This window comes from Streptosporangium album, assembly GCF_014203795.1.
GTDB classification, from domain to species: domain Bacteria; phylum Actinomycetota; class Actinomycetes; order Streptosporangiales; family Streptosporangiaceae; genus Streptosporangium; species Streptosporangium album.
On the sequence record NZ_JACHJU010000003.1, the window covers coordinates 81,318 to 102,653 of the forward strand.

Consider the following 21,336-nt stretch of genomic DNA (forward strand, 5'->3'; position numbering starts at 1 on the left):
ACCAGCAGGAGAGTAGGCCGGGGGAATCGCACCCCCGGCCTCTCGCAGAACCGGACTTAAACCTCTCGGCTTATCCGGCTCCCATCGCCCAGCCGTCAGGACGAGCGCCGAGACGCCAGTGCGCGAACAGGCGGGGAGATCGCCGGGCGATCTCGGCCAGCCAGGCCATCGCGCGCCGTTCCCGGCGTTTGAGCCGTTTGTATTTCCGGCACGCCCAGCCCACCAGGAGCTTGTTGAGATGCCGGAGGAAGGAGAGCAACCGGGACCGGTAGAAGCGCCCGTAATAGTTGATCCACCCCTGCACGATGCTGTTGAACATGCGGGCAAGGTCGTCCAGAGACTTGTCACTGCGCCGGGACAGATGCCAGGAGCGGATCACCGCTCCCATCGCCTTCATCGCCTGCGTGCTGACCGCGGGCAAGAACGACACGAAGTGCTTGCCGTGCTTGTTCTTGGCCAGCCGGGGCCGGAACTCATAGCCCAAGAACGTGAACCGGGTGTGCTCGTGCGAGCCCGTCCGGTCGGCGTCCTTGCAGTAGATGATGCATGTCTTGTCCGGATGCAACTCCAGGCCGACCTGCGCCAGACGCATTGCAATCGCGTCTCGCACGTATTCGGCCTGCCGGCGGCTGCCGCAGTGCACCACCGCGTCATCGCAGTAACGCTCGAAACCAAGCGCCGGAAATTCCCGGGCCAGCCAGGCGTCGAACGCGTAATGCATGAACAGGTTAGCCAGCAAAGGTGAAATCGCCGACCCCTGCGGGGTCCCGCGATCTCGGGCGACCAGGGTGCCATCCTGCCGTTGCATCGGAGCGGTCAACCACCGCTGGACATACAACAGGATCCACCGCTGATCCGGTGAAAGGTGCTTGGCGACGGCCTTGAGCACCAGGTCATGCGGCACGGTGTCGAAGAAGGCCCGGATGTCCATGTCGATCACCCAATCCTTCCGCCAGCACCGCACCCGGCACGCCCCAACCGCATCCAGCGCCGACTTGCCCGGCCGATAGCCGTAGGAATCCGGATGGAAGATCGGTTCGACCTTCGGCTCCAGATACATCCGCACCACCGTCTGGGCCACCCGGTCGGCCACGGTCGGCACGCCCAGCACCCGCACCCCTCGCCCTTGCGGCTTGGGGATCTCCACCGCTTTCACCGGCGGCGGGAAGTACGAGCCTGAGGACAACCGGTTCCAGATCCGATACAGATTCCGGTCCCGATCGGCCTCGAACTGCGCGATCGACTCCTCATCGACCCCCGCCGCCCCCTTGTTGGCCTTGACTCTCTGAAACGCTTCCCAGACCTTCCACTTGTCGATCTGAAACGGCTTGTCCTGCTGCCTGAGTTCGCTCACCTGGCTCCTCCCGGCCCGATCGGATGACCAGCCGGTTGACCACCAAGCGACTCCGGGCGACCCGGCCCCTTCGCTCCACGCCCATTACGGCGCTTCTGCACTACTACGAGCCGGTCCGTCCCTCCGCCTCGCCCCGGTACTCGGCCCCTTGCAGTGTCCGCTGCTTGGGGTACTCCCTTCGGCCGGACGCTCCAACACGCGCCCGACACCGCTGAGACGGCAGGTTCCCACGTTCCGTACTGGCGCCCAAGCCGAACTCGCGCCACCTTGACGCCGGTCACCACCTGGCCAGCAAGCAGGCACCCGCCAGGCTCATCCCGGGGCAACAACTGGACCCCGGTTTCGATGACGCCGCTACGCTTTCGACGTTTCATCAGTGGTTCACTCTCGTTCGCCTTCTCGGCTCACACCTGACGCATCTCGTGCGCCTTTTCCGCGACGCTCACCACCACGGCCATTGAGCCGCAGCAACTCGCGGTGGTTTGGGACCTCCCCCTGCGTCCCGAGTTCCGCGTAATTAGCGGTCACTAGAGACTCCGACCGGGTAAACTTGCAGGTCAGAATGGTGTGACTAGAGCTGCGGCCTGAAATCGCCTAGAGAAACGCCTGGGCAGATTGCCCCGTTAGCTCCGGGTTTGGGTGGGTATCGTCTAGAGACGATGTATGTGAAGACCACCAGCCGGAAGACCAAGAACGGCACGGCAGTCCGCTACCTGCACCTGGCCCACAACGAGTGGGACCCGGTCGCAGGTCGCTCCGTGCCCAAAATCTTGCACAGCTTCGGCCGGGAAGACCAACTCGACCGCACCGCGATCACCCGGCTGGTCGCCTCTCTATCCAAGCTGCTGGACCCGGCCGAAGCACTGGCCGCCACCACGGCCCCCGGCCTGGCGTTCCTAGAATCACGCCCTTACGGCGGCACCTACGCACTGGACCAGATATGGCGCCGGCTGGGCATCGACCAGATCCTCATCCAGCTCCTGCAGGGCCGCCGCGGCCGGCCCCGTGACGTCTCGGCCGAGCGGGTGCTGTTCGCTCTGGTCGCCAACCGCGCCCTGGCTCCGTCGTCCAAACTGGCTGCCGCCGACTGGATCAGCAACGATGCCCACATCGACGGCCTGGCCGCCACCAGCGACGACGCCTGCTACCGGGCCATGGACTGGCTACACGACGTCCGCGAACGACTGGAGGCCGAGATCTACAACCAGGTCGCCAACCAGCTCAATCTGGAGGTGGACCTGCTGTTCTTCGACACCACCAGCACCTACTTCGAACTCGACGAGGCCGACGAGCCGATCGCTCGCGACGAGCACGGACTGCCGGTCTCCCCATCCGCATCCGCATCCGCATCCGCATCCGACGGCGACGGCGACGGCGACGGCGACGGCGAGCAGGACAGGGCCGGATTTCGCACCTACGGCAAGTCCAAGGACTCCCGCGACGACCTGCCGCAGATCGTCATCGGCATGGCCGTCACCCGCTCCGGCATCCCGGTCCGGGTATGGTCCTGGCCGGGCAACACCTCCGATTCAGCGTTGATCCGGCAGGTCAAGGACGACATGCGGGACTGGACCCTGTCCAAGATCGTGTGGGTGGCCGACCGCGGGTTCGCCTCCGCGGCCAACCGCCGCTACCTGCGCAGGGGCGATCATCACTACATCATCGGCGAGAAGCTGCGCTCCGACAGCCCCGAGATCACCACCGCGCTGTCGCGGCAGGGCCGCTACGCCGACATCACCGCGAACATGCGCATCAAAGAGGTCAAGGTCAGCGAGCACGAACGGTTCGTGATCTGCCACAACCCCGAGGCGGCCGCCCGCGACGCCCACGTCCGCGAGCAACTCATCACCCAACTGCGCGAGCTGATCGACGGCTCCGACACGCTGAGCGTGATCAAACGGGCCGAGCTACGCGGGAAGATCAGCGCCAGGCCCGCGCTGAACCGCTATCTGCGCACCACCCCCGGCGGGCGCTTACGGATCAACGCCCGCGCGATCAACGCTGAGGCCAACCTGGACGGCAAATACCTGCTGCGCTGCTCGGACCCGCATCTACCGGCCGCCGACATCGCCGTCGGCTACAAGCAGCTTTTGCAGGTCGAGCGCGGCTGGCGCGACATGAAGTCGATCATCGATCTGCGGCCCGTCTACCACCGCCGCGAGGAACGTATCCGCGCCCATGTCATCTTGTGCTGGCTGGCCCTGCTGCTGGTCCGCATCATCGAAAACACCGTCGGCGACACCTGGGTGAGCATTCGCCGTCACCTCAACCGTCTGCAGATCGGTACCTTCCATGGCCCCGCGGGCCGCTTCCGTCAGCGCACCGAGCCCACCAAGGTCCACCGCGACCTGCTGACCAAACTCGGTATCGCTGCGCCCCAGCAGATCATCGAGCTCGCTGCTCTCTCCTGATCCTTCCTAAGCTCGGACCTGTGCGCGGACTAGAGAAACGCCCATCCGGTGTGTCTCCACGCGTTTCCCCAGGTCAAGCACCGGTTTCGAGCTCTAGCCGCTCCGAATTACGCGGAACGCAGGTGCGTGAGCGATCCCGGAGGACCTACCTCCATCACCAGCACAGCACCGCATCCGAAGCTCGCGATCTTCTACATCACAACCTCCATCAGCGTTCGTGGCGCACGATCGTCGGCGAACCGGATGATCACACCGTGCTCGCGTTCGTCCCATGCCCGGTCGATCCGGTGCAGGTAGACGTTGCAGAGCAGCGGCGAGATCGGACCGCCCTGGGCGGTTCCGGTCACCTCACGCCGGACCTGTCCGTCCTGCATGACACCGGCTCGCAGGATCTGCCGGATCAGCTTCAGGACGGACTGGTCACACACGCGTTCCTCGATCGCTTGCATCAACCGATCATGCGGAATCGCCGAAAAGCAGTTGGCGATGTCCGTCTCGACCACCCACCGGCGGCCCCGCCAAGCCTCATCGATGACGACTTGAAGGGCGTCGTGCGCCGACCGTTTCGGCCGGAACCCGAAGCTGCACGTCGCGAAGTCCGCCTCGAACACCGGCTCAAGCACGATCTTCAACGCGGCCTGCACAACCCGGTCCCGAACCGTCGAGATGGAAAGCGGACGGTATTCATCCGCCCGTCCCGGTTTGGGGATCATCACCCCGCGCGCGGGCAGCGGACGGTACCGGCCCTCCCTCAGCTCGGCGGCCGGCTCGTCCACAAGCCGGACTGCTCCGTACTCGTGTTCGATCTGGTCCAGAGTGGTCCGGTCGATGCCGGGTGCGCCGTTGTTGGCGCGCACCGCGGCCCACCCACGCCACAGAACGTCCCTGCGCAGGACCTTGTCCATGAGCGCGTGAAACCGTCGTCCGGGATCGGCCTTGGCCGTCCGGTAGAGCGTGTGCTGCAGGGCACGCACCTTGTCCAAGGGAGCCTTCACCAGGGCGGTGGGACCAGCCGACATAGCGGCACTCACCGGGCACCTCCATCTGCCCCGGCATCATCTGGGGCGTCTGCATCAGCACGCGTCGACGAAGTAGGGGCCCTTCCCTCACCGCCGGTTCTGTTGTCCGATCGGCTCAAGCGGTACTACGGCCCCCTCCGACGCCCACCCGGCCAGCCATCCACTTCCCGAGGTCATCGGTTATGGGACACCACGCTCCGGCAACACGACTGCGCAGGTCACCGGGCCGGGGAGGGCCTCTCCAGTTCCCGCCGCCACTATCTGTACGTTCCACGCCCTCTACGCCGGGGGATCCTTCACGGCTGCATCTTCAGGATCTTCACCGCTTCCATGGCCTTCGCCCTTCTCAGCCGGGCTCGGCATCCCCTCGCCCCACCCGTCACCGGGTGAGAGATCTAACGACGCGGCAGGCTTCGCTTCATGCTGCGGACCGCACAGTTGCACGCCCCCAAGGGACGCTTGACGCTGGGCTTCGACTCCGACCGTTTCCAGACGGAGCCGCCAGCCTGCTACCGGGCTCCCTGACGACTACCCGGACCGGACTCGCACCGGCAAGCGACGACGAGCTTACGAGATCAGTCGTTAACCACTCATTTCGATCAACCACCTATCTCTACTGGACGCACCTGAGAATGATCATGGCGTGGGTGGGCAGTCCGGGTCTCGATGCGGTGAACGTCCGGCGCACCGGCCGGCTCGGCCGCTTATCGGTCACGTGACCATTTTGCCCCGTCATGGCGGCCTGATCAGCGAAGGTCATCGTCACTGTCTTGGTGGTCCCGTCTCGCCCTGCTTCACATCAAAAGGACTCATACGCCTATGTCTCACAGCAGTCTGACAGAGAGGGTCCCGGATCGGCGGCCAGTTCCTCGACGTGGGAGATGCGGCGGATACCGGTCAGTTTGAGCGCGAGCAGCGATAACACCGAACTGGTCGCCTCGATCCACCGGCTGCCGGGGTATCCGGCCGCGGCCACGAGGGCGGGAAGATCCAGGGCGACCAGTTCCGGGACTGCGAGCAGCAGGCCCGCCACCCGCGTCTCGGCGTGGGCGGGCAGCACGCCGAAGTCGGCGCTCTTGGCCACCGGCAACACCTGGCGGCGGGGCAGTCCACGCTGATCGTGCGGGCGCGGCCGCATCCGCTCAAAGCCTTCCTCGGCCAAGACCTCCGCCACGCCGGTCCGGTTCAGGGGCGTGCCTTCGGTGGCGAGGACCTGCGAGATCTCCACCGCCGAATGGCCGCCCCAGCGCAGCTCGATGATCCGCGTGCGGGCCGCGTCTTTGGCCGGAGCGGTCTTGGGGCCGGGCCGGGGCGGTGGTGCGAAGAAGTCCCGGTGGCCCGCTCGGAAGTCACGCACCACCGTGGTCGATGCCGCCGGTGTGTAGCCGAATCGGTCGGCTGCATCCGTCAGTGCGACGCCGTCCAGCAGGTAGGCGCGCAATGCCTCATAGCGGCGCTGGAGCGGGTCGGCCGGGTCGGTGAAGAACTCCGCGCCCGGCCGTGACCAGGGTGATCTGGCTGTATGTTCCATGCCTCAAGCAAAACCTGAGGCGGTCAAGGAGGTCGTGGCCGGCCCCGCCGTACCTGATGCCGCAGCTCCAGATCCCCGTGTTTTCCGGGCTTGCTCACATCCGCCGAAACGAATCAACCACGGGTGCCCGGAGGCACAGAAAAACGATCATGGCTTCGCATACAGCCAGACCACCCCGATGATGCCGACAGGGCGGATGGGCAAACCCCGTACGAGCAAGGGCATTCCGACTCCGTCCAGCAAGACCGGAAAGCCCGCGATCAGGGTGAATTACGATCCGTGGAAATCGGCGTTAGCGTTACGGGATGTTCGAGCATGTCAGGACGGGTGTGCACGACAACGGCGTTGAGTCAACGTCGGCCCGAACGTGGCGGGAGAGTCTGGCGCGATAACGCGACCTTGAGTGTTTCCGCAGGTCGCGGTGACCATCTGTACCATGATCCATCTCACCGCTAATGGCTGTCCTCTCGTTCCTCGACCCCGGAGGTCAGCCATGCCGACAGGGCGAACGCGGCGTACGCCTCCACACCGATCGGCAGCGTGACAGCGCTGTTGATCTCCCAATCGTCGGCGATCCCCGGCAGCAGCTTCACCGGACCGAACCCGGTCATCTCCCCGAGACCGACCCACCCGGACCATGTAGCGACTCCGGCCGGGAGTGCCAGCAGGGCGAGAGGCCAGCGGCGAGGCCAGCGAACGGAGTGGGGGCTACTGGTCATCAGTGGTCCCCTCTCTCAGTAAGGCAGCCACTTCGTCTATGTGGCGGAGCCCCACTCGAACGATCGCGTTGTGGATCTCGGTTTTGGTCAGCTCAAGTCGAGCGGCCAGGATCACGTCAATCCGCCGAGCGTCGACCTCTGCGGCGACTTCGGGGGAGACGAGCAGGCGGCCGACAGGTGGCCTCTGGGCCATGGGGTTACTCCTGGTGGGTGGCGCGTGGGTAAGCGCGGATCTCGTTGTCATGAAAACCAGCATTGCACGTGATGGAAACTGTTGGCAACAGTGTCAGTCGCATGTAATGCTGGTGAGCGTCACCAGGGTATGCCTGATGATCTCCGGTGCCAACGAACGGCACCGGCAGACAGCAAAAGGCCCCGCCGACTTCCTGGACAGATGCCCGGCGGGGCCACCTCACGAGAGGTGATCCAATCATGGACGACCTGACACGGTTCTGGGGACTCCTGTGCAGGCTGGCGCACGCTGTGCGCGTCACGGCCGCCACGCTGGCAGCGCTCGCGCTGGTGATCCAGGACGTCACCATTCACACGCTGAGCAGGTGGCACGCCCAGCAGCTCCCCAGAGGTCTGGTCGAGGTGACCGCGCCGGCCCCCGCGGAGCAAGTGCAGGAGCGCACGGCGTAAAAGGCCCTCCGCTCGGGTCGCCGCCACCAGACGCAAAGTAGCTGCGAGTAACCGGGCGTTCCCGGACAGCTTGTTAGCGGAGCAACCCGCCACATCTCCCCCGCAGGGAGCAGGACGAGCCCCAGGCCTCGTTGGTGAGCTACTCCAGCGGCCCGAACTTCATGTCCGAGACATCGATGGCCATCCCCCGCACCTGCTGCTCAGTTATCCCGCGCACACCCCTCAAGTCGGCGCCGCGCAGGACCGCGCGGGTCAGGTCCGCGCCGGTCAGGTCCGCGCCGGTCAGGTCCGCGCCGGTCAGGTCCGCGCCGGTCAGGTCCGCGCCCAGGTCCGTGCCGGTCAGGTCCGCGCCCAGGTCCGCGCCGCGCAGGACCGCGCCGCGCAGGACCGCGCGGGTCAGGTCCGCGCCGGTCAGGTCCGCGCCGGTCAGGTCCGCGCCCAGGTCCGTGCCGGTCAGGTCCGCGCCCAGGTCCGCGCCGCGCAGGACCGCGCCGCGCAGGACCGCGCGGGTCAGGTCCGCGCCGGTCAGGTCCGCGCCGTTCAGCTTCGCGCCGTTCAGGAACGCGCCGGTCAGGTCCGCGTCGGTCAGGTTCGCGCCGTTCAGGACCGCGCGGGTCAGGTCCGTGCCGGTCAGGTTCGCGCCGTTCAGCTTCGCGCCGTTCAGGAACGCGCCGGTCAGGTCCGCGTCGGTCAGGTTCGCGCCGTTCAGGACCGCGCGGGTCAGGTCCGCGCCGCGCAGGTCCGCGCCGGTCAGGTTCGCGCCGCGCAGGTCCGCTTCGGTCAGGTCCGCGCCGCGCAGGAACGCGCTGGTCAGGAACGCTTTGGGAAAGCGGCTGAAGGAGAAGTCTGCGCGGTCATTAACCTCGCCGCTTTCATCGAATGCGGCCAGAGTGGGAGCAATGGTCAACGCCGCGACTACATCGGCAGGGAGACGCACGTAGGAGCCGTTATCTTCCCCGGCGTCACTGCATCGCTTGGGCGGGGTTTTCTCACCGGGTTGAAGAGCGCACCCGTCGTGGTTGCGGACGAACGCCGACAACACATTGCGGATGCTGTCCCGGTCGCGAGTGGAGTCAGTGGTCAGGCGTTGCAGGGCGTAGATGCCGCCCAGTCGTACGTCGGATTTGGTGGAACCGAGCTGTTCGATGGCTTTCGTGTACCGGTCGGTGATCTGCCCCTCCTGGGTGGTGTTCAGCGTTTGAGCGGTGTACCAGAGCCCCAGTGCCGTGAATACGACACCGCCGATCACGACTAGCCCGGTCACTGCCTGGACGAGCGTGTGACGCGCGGAGTTGACTGCCTCCACCCGTTCGGCCGCGGTCATCTCTGTGCGTTCGACGTCCGTGAGCGGGGTGCGTTCGCCGGCGAGGTATCGGGCGGCCGGCCCGATGAGGGCCGCGAGCGCAAGGCAGGCCGCCAGCGTAAGCGCGACGCCCGCTAAGACCCAGCGCTCCCAGGTTGGTCCTGTCCACATGATCGAGGCCCAGGCGCAGGTGGCGATCAATGCCAGGAGCGGGACCAGCCAGCGCCCGCGCCGCCACCACCTGTGGCGTGGCGGTGCGGGCGGTGGGGGGTTGTCTGACGGCTGTGCTGGGGCTGGTTCTGACTCCACTGGTGGCGGTGGGTGCGGTGTCCGCCCCCTAGTTGAGGAGGCGAAGGCGACTCCGGCTGCGGCCGACGTGAGGAGCGCGGCCAACGTGAGGGCTGCGCGGAAAAGCAGGGGTTTACCAGCCATGCTGATGATTGCACCAGGTCCGCTGGCCCAGTGGAACAGGAGATGATCAACCCTCGCGACCACACGGCGTGACACTGATTACTCAGCGCTACTTTGCGTCTGGTGGCAGCGACCCGAGCGGAGGGCCTAAAAGGCATGCCCTCGCCGGGCGGGCAGGCTCCGGGATCGGGGTCGAGGAACGACGGGACAGCCATTAGCGGTACGGGATGTTCGAGCATGTCAGGACGGGTGTGCACGACAACGGCGTTGAGTCAGCGTCGGCCCGAACGTGGCGGGAGAGTCTGGCGCGATAACGCGACCTTGAGTGTTTCCGCAGGTCGCGGTGACCATCTGTACCATGATCCATCTCACCGCTAATGGCTGTCCTCTCGTTCCTCGACCCCGGAGGTGACCGTGCCGCACGCGCACTGGCAGCGGTGGGCCCGATGCTCGGTCACCATCACCGTGACCAGCGGAATGTCACGCACCTGACGACGGACAAAGCCGACGCTGTCGCTCGCGGACAGGCCAGATCCGCAGCCGGTGCACGCAGGCGGCACATGATCGGCGATCTCGTCGGGCACCTCGGCCATGCTCAGCCCTGACCCGGGCGCTCCGGGTCGGGGTCCCGGTAGCACTGACGAAGTTTCGGTCGGATATAGTCGCGACCTGCGGTGACGTCGAGGTGGTTACTGGCGGGTGTGTTCCTGCCTGGGTGAGCGTCCGTGTTCGGCAGGGGCGTGGAGTGTCGGTGCTCGCGAGGATCATGTGGCGGCCCCGGCCGCCCTGGCTGTGGTCGGGGCTCGCCCTCGACTGGTAGTGCGTTTTATCGGCGCGATGGTTTGCGCTTGATCTGGTGGAGCGTGACCACCCGATCCCGTGCTCAATGGAAGCTGTTCGCGGGTGTACGGCTCAGCGGGGAGGCGCGGCGATCTGTACGCGGCGGCTGTCGTTATCAGACAGGAACGGCGCCAGTGCCCGCCCTTCCTCGGCGACAGCGGTGCGGTCGGCTTGGGAGAAGGGGCGCAGCGGGGTGACGACCACAGTGCCCGCCTCAACGGTCCAGGTCGCGGCGGCCCGGCCGTCAAGGAGGACCATGCGAGCGCCGGCGACGGACAGGCCGCGGTGGGCGTCGTCGATGATCCGGCCACGGTCGTGGTAGCCGAGGATCGCGTTGTCGAAGGCAGGCAAGAACCGTACCGGGGCGGGTGTGCCCGGGTCGGGGCGCGGCGCGGCGGGGAGGTCCAGCAGTTCCCGGCCGCGCTCGTCGCGGAAGGAGACGAGCTCCTCGCGTATCGCGGCCACCGCGGCTGGGAGCCCGGCCAGGCCGCACCAGGCGCGCAGGTCGGCGGTGGCCGCGGGGCCGAAGGCGGCCAGGTAGCGCCGGACCAGCGCCTGGCCGACCGGGTCGGAGCCGTCGGGGGAGGGAGGGTCGATTTCGCGGCCCAGCCAGGTGGAGAGCAGAGCGTTGCGCACTCTCGCTTTGGTGCGCCACAGCCCGCGCGGCGGCAGCTGCACCATAGGGATGAGGGCGGCGACCAGCATCTCGCCCAGTGCCCGTGTTCCCGGTGCCGGCCAGTGAGCTAGTTCCATCCTGTCCTCGCAGGTCGGAGGGGGTGGCCTGGCGGTGTTGAGTGTGCTCTCTCCTGGTAGACGGCTGGGATCATGGGTCTCGATCGTCCGCCGGGGGCAAATGTGGATCTTCCGGCTTTCGTCTGCGCTGCCCGGCCTGGGGTCGTTATCGTCCGTGTCCTGGTGATCTCGCCAGGTAATCGTTGTCTTGTCGGCCGGGGGAAGCCATGTCGTCACCGCTGCTGGAGCGCATCACCATGCGCCTGGTCGCGCTGGGCACGCACGCCGATCGGTTGCGCGAGCAACTGGCCGAGACCGAAGACGAGATGGACCGGCTGCGTGTGGCCGAGCAGGTGGTCAAGGAACTCCTCGCCGACGATCCCGCCGAGCAGCTCAACGCACCCGGCGAGCCCGGCGGTGAGCCGACGCCGTTCTACCAGGTGATGCTCACCCCAGCCCAGGCAGCAGAGCAGGCCTCCCAGGGGATAGAGCTGCGCCCCATACCCGTACCCGTACCCGCGTCCGTGCCCGTGCCCGGCGGTTTGCTGATCCCGCACCGTCACCACGCTGCCGGCACTGATGAGCTGCCCGCCGACTACCAGGCGCTACTGGCCGCGGTACGCGCCGCCGACGGCCCCCTCATCTGCAAGGCGATCTGCGCCCAGCTCAGCCTTTCCACCGAATCGGGGCAGGTCGAAGGCGTGCGGGCCAAGCTGAACCGGCTGGCCGAGCGGGGCTGGCTGCGCAAGACCCCCAGCGGCGCGTTCGCCCCCTGACCTCGGGCGGCCCACTGCGCCCACTGCCGCTTCCCGCAGCCCCTGGCCAGGCCCTGCCCGGGTGAAACATCCCGAGCGTGTCCCCGGCGGGGGCCTGGCGGCGTGTGACCACAACCAAAACCACGACATCGACAACGTCGAAGGCTTCGACGTCCGCCGAAGACACGCCCTCGCCTGTCTACTCCTGCATGCTGCCGCTGTCCACCCAAACCCTCACCTTCCTGGCCGACCTGCTGCGCGCTCATCTCAAGACCATCGGCTCGCGCTGGCGGAAACTGCCCGCCGGGAAGATCGCCACCATCGTGCTGGCCGTCTTACGCCATGACCAGCGCCTGGCCGACATGGCCGGCGCCAACAACGTCTCGGCCTCCACCGTGCGACGCTGGATGCTGGAGACCGTCGAACTGCTCGCCGCCCGCGCACCCCGCCTGGACCGCGCCCTGAAGAAGATCGCCAAAGCCGGTGGTGAGGTCGTCCTGCTGGATGGCACCCTGATCCGCACCCGCCGCCGCACCGGAGCCGACAACCGCAGGAACTACTCGGGCAAGCACAAGGCCCACGGGCTGCTCGTGGTGGCGCTCACCGACACCCGCGGCAACCTGCTGTGGGTCTCCGCCGTCCGGCCTGGTCGCGCATCGGAGATCACCACCGCCCGGCACAACCGCCTCACCGCCCGCCTGCGCGAGGCCGGGCTGGGCGCTATCGCCGACCTCGGCTTCGTCGGCCTGGACGACGATGACGACAATCCGGTCATCATCACCGGCCGCAAAGCCACCCGCGGCAGGCCCCTCACCCCCGCGCAAAAGCAGGTCAACCGGCTCATCAGCGCCGAACGCGCCCCCGTCGAGCACGGCTTCGCCACGTTGAAGGCCTGGCGCATCCTCACCAAGCTCCGCCTGGACGCCATCCACGTCACCAAGCTGCTCCGCGCGCTGATGGTCCTGGCCATCACCGAACACACCCGCTGACCGATGATCACCCACCATGATCAGTACCCACCACCAGCCAGAGCATGCCCTCAACGGATCACACCAGGCCCCTGACCAGCAACTTCAAGTTGGAACGATCTCAGTGATCGGCAAGCGTTCGCGCGAGCTCGGCCATCGAGCGGGGCTCGTTGTCGGCCATCATCTCCCGGCCCGCCGCCGCGAGCTCGTCGAGGTCAACCCCGGCGAGCTCGCGGCGGTAGGTTCCGAGTACCCGTTGACGCAGCATGGTGTCGTGACGGGCGCGCCAGGCAAGGGTGTCCTCGGCGGTGAGGAGGTGGACGGTGCGGCGCATGAGGTGGGTCCGCACGACGCCCCGCCGTACCAGAAGATCCGAGAGCACCGCCGGGTCGAACGCGCGCAGCCGCGACCAGAGCCCGACGAACGGTTCCTGCGGCTCCTGCGCCTGCAGGCCGCACAGGTGCGCGACGGCGTCGCGCACTGGCAGGTCGACGCGATCGAGTAGCAACTGCCTGGCCAGCGTCGCGCGGTTGAGCGCCCGGGTATCAAGAACGGTCACGCCGCGGCACGCTCGTCGGCTGATCGCCGGCGCAGAGCCGTGCGGGTGATGGCCGGCGGGGTGTACGACACGTCGGTGCGGGGACCGATGATGGCCGAGGTGACGCCCGGGTGGGCGACGGCGAAAGCCATCGCCAGGTGGGTCAGTGAGAGACCGGCCTCCTCAGCCAAGGGCATGAGCTGCTCGACGGCGTCGAGTTTGCGTTCGTCGGTCAGGTGCTTGGGCACCCAGTTCATCCGCGCGTTCCGCGGCTCGGGCTGACCCTTGCGGTAGCGGCCGGTGAGCAGGCCCATCGCCAGCGGGCTCCACACCAGCGTGCCCATGCCGTAGCGCTGGCAGGCGGGCAGGACCTCGCGCTCGATGCCGCGGTTGAGGATGGAGTATGTGGGCTGCTCGGTGCGGAAGCGCTGCAGGCCGCACCGGCCGGTGACCCACTGCGCCTCGACGATCTCCGACACTAGGGCGTTTGAGGATCCGATGGCGCGTACCTTCCCGCTGCGGACCAGGTCGGTCAGGGCCGACAGCGTCTCCTCGATGTCGGTCCGTGGGTCGGGGTGGTGGATCTGGTACAGGTCGATGTGGTCGGTCTGCAGCCGCCGCAACGAGTGCTCGACCGCGGTGATGATCCAGCGCCGTGAGCTGCCCCCGCGGTTGGGGTCCTCCCCCATTGAGCCGTTGACCTTGGTGGCCAGCACGATGGTGTCGCGTCGGCCCTTCAGTGCCCTGCCGACGATCTCCTCGGACTTCCCGCGAGGTCCGTACACGTCGGCGGTGTCGACGAAGTTGATCCCCATCTCCAGTGCCTGGTGGATGATCCGGACGCAGTCATCCTCGTCGGTGTTGCCGGCCTGTCCGAACATCATGGTGCCCAGGCAGTACGGGCTGACTTGGATCCCGGTCCGTCCCAGCTCGCGCAGTTTCACTGCTACGTCCTTGCCTTTCGAGTCTCGTGTTGGCCGGGTAGCGGATGCCCGCCACCCGACCTGTGGTGGTCAGGACGCGTCGTACTCGCTGATGACGTCGAGGACCCAGGTGATGCCGAACCGGTCCTTCAGCATCCCGTACAGGGGCGCCCACGGCGCGGGTCCCAGCGGCTGCAGGATGGTCGCGCCGTCGGTGAGCTTCTCCCAGTACGCGGTGACCTCCTCGGTCGCTTCACCGCGCACCGAGACGAAGAACGCGTTCTCTCCCTGGTTCCACGGCAGGCGCGAGGGCACGTCGTAGGCCATCACGCGAAAACCGTTGTCTGCGGCGACCTGGCCCCACATCACCTGGTCGGCCTCGGACGGCTCCTGGACGTTCCCGGCGTCCTTGTAGGTGACCATGGCCACATCCCCGCCGAACACGGACCGGTAGAACGTGAGTGCCGCGCGGGCGTCACCTCGAAAGTTCAGGTGGGTTACAGCGTTCACGGACATGTTGGGCTCCTTGCCTGTCGATTTGTCGCTTGGCCTGCTCGATGAGCACAGTCGCAGAGGAAGCGGCCAGGTTGTGTCCGCTTCTTTGGGTAATATGGGGATTGTGCAAAAGACTTCAGCGCGCCTGCTGTCGTTGCTCTCGCTGCTCCAGACGCGCCGGGACTGGCCGGGGGCGTTGCTGGCCGAACGACTGGACATCAGCCCGCGCACCGTGCGCCGCGATGTCGACCGCCTGCGCGAGCTCGGTTACCCCATCGTGGCCGTCAAAGGTCCCGACGGCGGGTACCGGCTTGAGGCCGGTACGGAGCTGCCCCCGTTGCTGTTCGACGACGAGCAGGCCGTCGCCCTTGCCGTCGCACTCCAGATCGCTGTCACCACTGGTGCCGGCATCGAAGAGGCAGCGGCACGCGCGCTGACCACCATCCGGCAGGTCATGCCTGCCCGGCTGCGCCACCGGATCGACACCCTCCAGGTCACCGCCATCGAGCGGCCCGTGAACCGGCCGAACCCACAGGTCGACAGCGGCGTGCTCACGGCGCTCAGCGCCGCCGTCCGCGCCCGTGAGGTGCTGCGCTTCGACTACACACCCGAAACCCCGCCGGGAGGTACCGACGACGATCGCACCGAGCCCCCTCCGCGCCGCGTGCAGCCTCACCACCTCGTCACCTGGGGCGGGCGCTGGTACCTCGTCGCCTGGGACCTCGACCGCGAGGACTGGCGTACCTTTCGCGCCGATCGGATCACCCCGCGTACCCCCACAGGACCGCGCTTCACCCTGCGCGAGCTGCCCGAAGGTGATGTGGCCTCGTTCGTGGCCAGCAGGTTTCGGGGCTCCGACGGCTCGGGCGACTGGCCCTGCCGCGGCGAGGTGATCCTCGACCTGCCCGCCGCCGTCGTGTCTCGCTACACCCGCGAGGGAGTCGTCGAGGAACTCGGCCCGAACCGCTGCAGGCTCGTCCTGGGCTCGTGGTCATGGCCCGGCCTGGCGGCCGCCATCGGCAGGTTCGACGCCGACATCGAGGTCATCGGGCCGACTGAGCTCAAGGACGCCTTCGCGCACCTGGCCCGCCGCTACGCCATCGCCGCAACCGACCCGCCCCCGACCCAATGAGCCAAGCGCACCTCGACCACGGTTCCAGGCTGATCATGCCCTCGTATGTACGTGATAACAGTTCCTTATCCGGTACATGCCGCCGAGCTGGACGGCGTTGACCTGCGAGGGCGCCGAGACGGCGATCGCACGACCCAAGCACGCTATCCGGTACATCGAGATCGGTTGTGGGTTCTGGGAGTATGTGGGCTGGACCCCTCAACTTGCGATTTAAGCAGGTCCGGGTGTTGGTGCAGTCTGGGGCAGATAGCGGCCGATAGTAGGACTATTGCGACATGGCGGGATGCACCGGAATGTAACCGTCGTGGTACGGCGTGTCGCGCCCAAGAGAGCGGCCACCATCTCCATCTTCGGTGTTGTCAAGACGCCGGAGACCCGAGAGGTGGCCGCAGATGCCGACTATCGCAGCAGCGCGCGAGGTGACGGAGCACATTGGGGCATCCGGTCGGTCACATCTTCGTCCCCTGATCGATTTCCGGGCCGGCCTCCACCGGCTCTTGTGGCGCCGGGCGGACGCGTTGTTCGAGCTCACCGATGCGTTGCTGTGCGCGCAGGGGCCGGTGCGCTCGCCGGTGGAGTTGTCGATGGAGCCGGAGTTCCGCCGCGGGCACGGCTCGGTCTACGCCGCTTTGGATCAGGGCCGGATCGACGCGGGCGGGCTGCGGCGCCTGCTGCTCGGGGTGTCTGCCGCGGCCCGGCCGGGCGAGCCGTTGATGTTCGCGCTGGACATCACGCCGGACGCGCGGCCCGACGCCGAATATGCCGACGAGCGGGTGATGGTGCAGGTACGCGGCAAGGGCGGCGACAAGTTCCTGCCCGGCTGGCCCTACAGCCTGCTGGTGGGTGTGCAGTGGGGAGACTCCTCATGGGTGGACCCGATCGAGGCGCGCCGGCTGCGGCCGAGCCAGGAGCACACCGATGTCACCATCGAGCAGATCACCGGCCTGCTGGCGGACCTGGAGTCGACCGGCCGGCTCACCGGGGGCGATCCGCCGCCGCTGATCATGCTGGACGCCGGGAACTACGCCACCGACATCTCCCACGCGCTGACCGGTCGGCACGTTCAGGTCCTGGTTCGGCTGCGCGCCACCCGCGTCTTCTACGCCGACCCCGAACCCCGGCGACCTGGCGAAATGGGCGCGGGTAAGCGTCACGGCCAGGAGTTCTCCTGCTCGGATGCGGCCAAGCGGTATGCCCCGGACATCGACCTGGCCGCAGGATCGGCCCGGTACGGCACCGTGAGGGTACGCGCGTGGAAGGGCCTGCATCAAAAGCTCACCCGCACCGGTCGCTGGGCCGGTCACCCCGCCGATGAGCGGCTGCCCATCGTGCGCGGTACCGTCCTGCAGATCGTCGTGGACCGGCTGCCCGACGGCCGCAAGCCCACCAAAGATCTCTGGCTGTGGCATGCCGGGCCCGTCGAGGTCGATCTGGATCTGGTGGATCTGCTGTGGAAGGCCTACCTGCGTCGCTTCGACCAAGAGCATTTCCACCGGTTCGCCAAGGTCTACCTGGGCATGGCCCGCGCCCACCTTTCCTCCGCGCAGGCCACCGACCGCTGGATGCATCTGATCATGGCCGCCTACGCCCAACTCCGGCTGGCCAGCCCGCACGTCGATGACCTGCGCCGCCCCTGGCATCCACGCCCCGAACCGGGAAGGCCGCTCAGCCCGTACCGGGTCCGCCTCGGCTTTCGCCGTCTCCGTGCGAAATTGGGGACGCCCGCCGGCTCGCCGAAACTCACCCGACCCGGACCCGGACGCCCAAAAGGATCAAGGAACCGGCCGAAGGACAAGCGTCCGCCCTACCGAAAGACCGTAACGACCGGCAACGAACACCGAGAGTGACGTTAAATCGCAAGCTCAAGGGTCCCGGTATTAACGGCGCAAGAAACAACGGATATGCAGGTCAGCGGTCCGTTTCCAGACGGCGCTCGAAGCCCTTTACGGGGGCTTCGACCTGCAGATCCGTCGAAAATTTCCCCAGTACTACCGGGACCCCAGGAGATACGCCCACTCGGACGGCGTGGCCTGGCCCGCCTCGACAGCGGCCTTCAGGAGCGGCAGACAACTGCGCTGAAACTCCGGATCCTGGTCGGCGTGCTGGGCCAGGATCCACGCGGCGTGTGCGGCTGAGAGGCCGAGATCATTCCGGACGATCCGGACGCCCTTTTGGCTGACCACACGCGCGCCCTGGACGCGGCCTATCGGGAAGTCGGCGGCCGGCTGGACGCCAACACCGAGGTGCGAATCGACGACGCCGGAAAGATCCACCTGACCGGAGTGAAGGCCGTGGAGGAACCACCGTCGCTGGTCGACCTGCGAGGCCGCACCGCGGCGATGCTGCCGCGCGTGGACCTGCCCCAGGTCATCTTGGAGGTGATGACCTGGGAACCACAGCTGGTGGAGGCGTTCACCGCGGTGTCGGGCGGACGGTCCAGGCTGGAAGACCTGCCAACCTCGATCGCGGCGTGCCTGGCCACGCACTCCATGAACGTCGGGTATCGGCCGATCGCCAAGGCCGGCGTGCCCGCCCTGGAACGCTCACGTTTGTCACACGTCTTCCAGAACTACTTCCGGCCCGAGACGCTCAGCCTGGCCAACCCGCCGCTGGTCGCCTGGCAGGCCGGATTACCACTCGCGCAGGCGTGGGGCGGCGGCATGATCGCCGCGGTCGACGGGATGCGGTTCGTGGTCCCCATCCCAGCAGCCTTCGCCCGCCCCAACCGCAAATTCTTCGGCTCGAAACGTGGCATGACCTGGCTCAACGCCATTAACGATCAAGGAATCGGGCGTGGCGCGAAAATCGTGTCCGGGACGGTCCGCGACTCCCTGCACATGGTCGACGTCATCTTCGGGCTGGACGGCGGAGATTTGCCCGAAATCGTCGTTTCCGACACCGGATCGTATAGCGACCTGACCTTCGGCCTGCTGGAACTGCTGAACATCTCCTACCGGCCCGCGCTGGCGGACCTGCCCGATCAGAAGGGCTGGCGGATCGACCCCGGCGCCGACTACGGGCCGCTGAGCACCTTCGCCCGCGGGAGGATCGACCTGCGCAAGATCCGCCGGATGTGGCCCGACATCCTGAGGGTCGTCGCCTCGATCTACACCGGCACCGTCCGCGCCTACGACGTGGTGACCATGCTGCAGCGCGACGGCCACCCGACCGCACTCGGCGAGGCGATCGCCACCTATGGAAGGATCTTCAAATCCCTCCATATCCTCGCCTACATCGACGTGGACGAGACCTATCGGCGCGACATCAAGCACATCCGCAACCTGCAGGAGGGCCGCCACGCCCTGGCCCGCAAGATCTGCCACGGCAAGAAGGGCGAGCTCTACCACCGCTATGAACGTGGGCTTGAGAACCAGCTCGGCGTCCTCGGGCTTGTTCTGAATTGTGTCGTTCTATGGACGACCGTCTACCTGGATGCGGCCGTCCGTCAGCTGAAGGCGCAGGGCTATCCAGTTCGCGAGGAGGACATGGCCCGGCTATCGCCTTTCGTCAGCCGGCACCTCGGCGTGCACGGCGCCTACAACTTCCTGCTTCCCGACCTGGCCCCCGGCACCATCCGCGACCTGCGCGATCCGGACGGCGCCGAAGACGACGAGATCTGACCGTCACCCTGGCGGGCGGGCTTCGATCACCCGGTCTGGTTCCTCTGACCAGGCGATGTCTCCGGACAGGGTGTGCCTTCACAGTGCTCGCGGCGACATCTGTCACGCGGGTTCGGTGCGGCCCCGCCGCCCCGGTGGGCGGAGGGGCCGTGACCTGCTGGGAACCGATCTATCCGAGCACCGGGTAGTTCGCACGGAACACGTTGTGCGGGTCACGGGCCCGCTTGATCTCCCGCAGCCGCGCGAGCGCGCTGCCGGAGAAGGACTTCGCCGCCATGTCACCGGGGGACAGCACGGTGTACGGCTTGCGGCCGCTGATGTAGGCCTCCAGGTCGGCCACGACCTCGGCCTGCTTGGCGCGCGTCGCATCGGCCGCGTGCGGCAGGCCGAGACCCAGCAGGCCGAGCAGGTAGGGCTCAGCCACCGCGCCGCTCGCACCGGCCCCGCCGCCCGGCTCGGCGAGCGCCCCGCCCAGGTGCCTGATCTGCACGTTGATGAGCGGTTCGACCGGCTTGGCCAGCAGGAGCTCCACCGCGTCCGCGTCCAGGCCGGTGAGCAGCTCCGCACGAGCGATGGATGGGGCCGGATCGGTGGGCTCGGCGGCGATGTCACCCAGATCGGCAACCGGGACGACGCCGCGGCTGTCGGAGATCGCGCCCTCGATCTTGTCGATGCGCGCCAGCAGGTCCTCCCCCTGAGCCGCCTCACCCAGGTAGGCCAGATCCAGCGTCACCATCGGCGACGCGCCGGGGGGCTGGAGCCGGTTGATCCAGACACTGAGTTCACGCGGCGCCTCGGCGGTGATCTCCAGGAACGCGTCGTACACCTCCCTGGTCCGGTGCTCCGGCCAGATCACGCGCCCGCCGTACAGGACTGGCGCGGGATACAGCTCGAGTTCGAGGGCGGTCACCACCGCGAAGTCCCCGCCACCGCCGCGCAGCGCCCAGAACAGCTCGGGATCGGACTCGGCGGTCACCCGGCCCGGCTCGCCATCGGCGTCCACGATGTCGATAGCCCGCACGCTGTCGGAGGCGAAGCCGTACTTGCGGCTGAACCAGCCGACCCCACCGCCCAAGGTGTAGCCGGTCACGCTGACCCCCGGCGCACTGCCGGACAGGCCGGTCAGACCCAGCGGACCGGCCGCCGCCAGCACCTGCCCCCACTTCACGCCCGCGCCCACCCGGACCACGCGCTCCCCCGCGCGTACCTCCACCTCGTTCAGCAGGCCGGTACGCAACAGGATCAGGCCTTCCACATCACCCGAGGCGCCATGCCCGCTCGGCTGCGCGGTCACCGTCATACCCGCCCGCCGCGCGTAACGCACGAGCGCCGCCACGTCATCGGCGTCCGCGGCCTCCACCACAGCCGCGACCGGCTGCCTGACGGTGAGGTTCCACGCGGTGGCCGCCTGCTCAAAGCCGTCGTCATCAGGCAGGAGCACGCGCCCCTTGAGGACACCGCGCACATCGTTGATCGTCATAGTCGTCTCCCTCTTCAAGTTCTCGGAAATGCACCTGCCGGACCACGCGGTTTACGCGACGAGCAGGAGCACACTGATCGCCAGCATCACCACGGCGGTGGCGCCGTGGATGCCGTAGACGGCCGCCTTGGGCCCGTTGCTGCGCAGCACGATCACCGCATCGCCGACGGGAATGAAGCTGGCGGCCAGCATGAACCAGCCCAGCAGATGGGTTGTCCCGCCGGCCAGCACGATGAAGATGAAGACCCCTGCGGCGATGTCGCGCACGCCCTTGACCGACAGCCAGGCGTGGAAGCTGGGGTCCTCGGTCGGCGTGTCGGGGATCCCGAAGCCGACCGCGGCCTGTGGCGCCCAGAAGGCGCGGGCGCCCATGAAGATGATGCCCGCGCCGATCAGTCCGGCGAGCACAGTGGCGATGTTGCTGAGCATGAGTTGTCCCCTCAATCCCGATTGGCCCTCGGCG

18 protein-coding genes and 2 pseudogenes are annotated in these 21,336 nt (G+C 67.4%); 7 read left to right on the forward strand and 13 right to left on the reverse strand.

What is annotated here, in order from left to right; all coding sequences use genetic code 11:
• Window positions 1-70 precede the first annotated feature (70 nt).
• A complete protein-coding gene (gene ltrA / locus FHR32_RS30285; RefSeq protein ID WP_184753221.1) occupies window positions 71-1,354 on the reverse strand; it encodes a group II intron reverse transcriptase/maturase in 1,284 nt (427 codons plus the stop codon).
• Window positions 1,355-2,013: 659 nt separating this feature from the next.
• Here ltrA and FHR32_RS30290 point away from each other — a divergent pair.
• Window positions 2,014-3,765: an IS1634 family transposase gene (locus FHR32_RS30290; RefSeq protein ID WP_184755385.1), complete on the forward strand. Its 1,752-nt coding sequence runs from the start codon at window positions 2,014-2,016 to the stop codon at window positions 3,763-3,765.
• Between the two features lie 191 nt (window positions 3,766-3,956).
• Here the strand turns inward: FHR32_RS30290 and FHR32_RS46825 are convergent, their stop codons facing one another.
• The 4 genes from FHR32_RS46825 to FHR32_RS47785 form a co-directional block, all read right to left on the reverse strand.
• The gene (locus FHR32_RS46825) at window positions 3,957-4,796 is read right to left on the reverse strand and encodes a reverse transcriptase domain-containing protein (protein WP_221466179.1); all 840 of its coding nucleotides are present in this window, start codon (window positions 4,794-4,796) and stop codon (window positions 3,957-3,959) included.
• 805 nt (window positions 4,797-5,601) lie between these two features.
• A complete protein-coding gene (locus FHR32_RS30300; RefSeq protein WP_184757978.1) occupies window positions 5,602-6,315 on the reverse strand; it encodes a hypothetical protein in 714 nt (237 codons plus the stop codon).
• Window positions 6,316-6,767: 452 nt separating this feature from the next.
• The gene (locus tag FHR32_RS43205) at window positions 6,768-6,926 is read right to left on the reverse strand and encodes a hypothetical protein (RefSeq protein WP_221466461.1); all 159 of its coding nucleotides are present in this window, start codon (window positions 6,924-6,926) and stop codon (window positions 6,768-6,770) included.
• A 97-nt stretch (window positions 6,927-7,023) separates the two neighbouring features.
• Window positions 7,024-7,290, reverse strand: a complete 267-nt coding sequence (locus FHR32_RS47785) for a DUF7970 domain-containing protein (RefSeq protein ID WP_512700855.1) — start codon at window positions 7,288-7,290, stop codon at window positions 7,024-7,026.
• Window positions 7,291-7,466: 176 nt separating this feature from the next.
• Here FHR32_RS47785 and FHR32_RS30310 point away from each other — a divergent pair, with 176 nt between their 5' ends.
• On the forward strand, window positions 7,467-7,676 hold the full coding sequence (locus tag FHR32_RS30310) for a hypothetical protein (RefSeq protein WP_184757979.1): 210 nt from the start codon (window positions 7,467-7,469) through the stop codon (window positions 7,674-7,676).
• A 139-nt stretch (window positions 7,677-7,815) separates the two neighbouring features.
• On the opposite strand, the gene FHR32_RS30315 is transcribed toward FHR32_RS30310, so the two are convergent.
• From FHR32_RS30315 to FHR32_RS30325, 3 genes and pseudogenes are all read right to left on the reverse strand, one after another.
• Window positions 7,816-9,180 carry a pentapeptide repeat-containing protein gene (locus FHR32_RS30315; RefSeq protein ID WP_184757980.1) on the reverse strand — a complete coding sequence of 455 codons (1,365 nt, stop codon included), beginning with the start codon at window positions 9,178-9,180 and terminating at the stop codon, window positions 7,816-7,818.
• Window positions 9,181-9,764: 584 nt separating this feature from the next.
• Window positions 9,765-9,983, reverse strand: coding sequence for an IS66 family transposase zinc-finger binding domain-containing protein (locus FHR32_RS30320; protein ID WP_184757981.1), 219 nt, complete (start codon window positions 9,981-9,983; stop codon window positions 9,765-9,767).
• Window positions 9,984-10,302: 319 nt separating this feature from the next.
• Window positions 10,303-10,968: pseudogene (locus FHR32_RS30325) on the reverse strand (DNA glycosylase AlkZ-like family protein); the annotation flags it as partial.
• 221 nt (window positions 10,969-11,189) lie between these two features.
• Here FHR32_RS30325 and FHR32_RS30330 point away from each other — a divergent pair.
• The gene (locus FHR32_RS30330) at window positions 11,190-11,738 is read left to right on the forward strand and encodes a hypothetical protein (RefSeq protein WP_184753076.1); all 549 of its coding nucleotides are present in this window, start codon (window positions 11,190-11,192) and stop codon (window positions 11,736-11,738) included.
• Between the two features lie 188 nt (window positions 11,739-11,926).
• Window positions 11,927-12,706 carry a transposase family protein gene (locus FHR32_RS30335; RefSeq protein ID WP_184753075.1) on the forward strand — a complete coding sequence of 260 codons (780 nt, stop codon included), beginning with the start codon at window positions 11,927-11,929 and terminating at the stop codon, window positions 12,704-12,706.
• Window positions 12,707-12,815: 109 nt separating this feature from the next.
• Here FHR32_RS30335 and FHR32_RS30340 read toward each other — a convergent pair.
• The 3 genes and pseudogenes from FHR32_RS30340 to FHR32_RS30350 all read right to left on the reverse strand — a co-directional run.
• Window positions 12,816-13,244: pseudogene (locus FHR32_RS30340) on the reverse strand (DNA glycosylase AlkZ-like family protein); the annotation flags it as partial.
• Window positions 13,241-14,167: an aldo/keto reductase gene (locus FHR32_RS30345; RefSeq protein WP_184757982.1), complete on the reverse strand. Its 927-nt coding sequence runs from the start codon at window positions 14,165-14,167 to the stop codon at window positions 13,241-13,243. The pseudogene FHR32_RS30340 and the gene FHR32_RS30345, both read right to left, overlap by 4 nt.
• A gap of 69 nt (window positions 14,168-14,236) precedes the next feature.
• Entirely contained in the window at window positions 14,237-14,662 is a 426-nt protein-coding gene (locus FHR32_RS30350; protein WP_184757983.1) for a VOC family protein, read from the reverse strand.
• 103 nt (window positions 14,663-14,765) lie between these two features.
• Between FHR32_RS30350 and FHR32_RS30355 the strand changes: the two genes are divergently transcribed.
• From FHR32_RS30355 to FHR32_RS30365, 3 genes are all read left to right on the forward strand, one after another.
• Window positions 14,766-15,773, forward strand: a complete 1,008-nt coding sequence (locus FHR32_RS30355) for a helix-turn-helix transcriptional regulator (RefSeq protein ID WP_184757984.1) — start codon at window positions 14,766-14,768, stop codon at window positions 15,771-15,773.
• A 392-nt stretch (window positions 15,774-16,165) separates the two neighbouring features.
• On the forward strand, window positions 16,166-17,620 hold the full coding sequence (locus tag FHR32_RS30360; protein ID WP_184758753.1) for a transposase: 1,455 nt from the start codon (window positions 16,166-16,168) through the stop codon (window positions 17,618-17,620).
• Between the two features lie 324 nt (window positions 17,621-17,944).
• On the forward strand, window positions 17,945-19,393 hold the full coding sequence (locus FHR32_RS30365; RefSeq protein ID WP_184757985.1) for a Tn3 family transposase: 1,449 nt from the start codon (window positions 17,945-17,947) through the stop codon (window positions 19,391-19,393).
• 169 nt (window positions 19,394-19,562) lie between these two features.
• Here the strand turns inward: FHR32_RS30365 and FHR32_RS30370 are convergent, their stop codons facing one another.
• Entirely contained in the window at window positions 19,563-20,873 is a 1,311-nt protein-coding gene (locus FHR32_RS30370) for an FAD-binding oxidoreductase (RefSeq protein ID WP_184757986.1), read from the reverse strand.
• 51 nt (window positions 20,874-20,924) lie between these two features.
• Window positions 20,925-21,302, reverse strand: a complete 378-nt coding sequence (locus FHR32_RS30375) for a DUF4267 domain-containing protein (RefSeq protein WP_184757987.1) — start codon at window positions 21,300-21,302, stop codon at window positions 20,925-20,927.
• Window positions 21,303-21,336 lie beyond the last annotated feature (34 nt).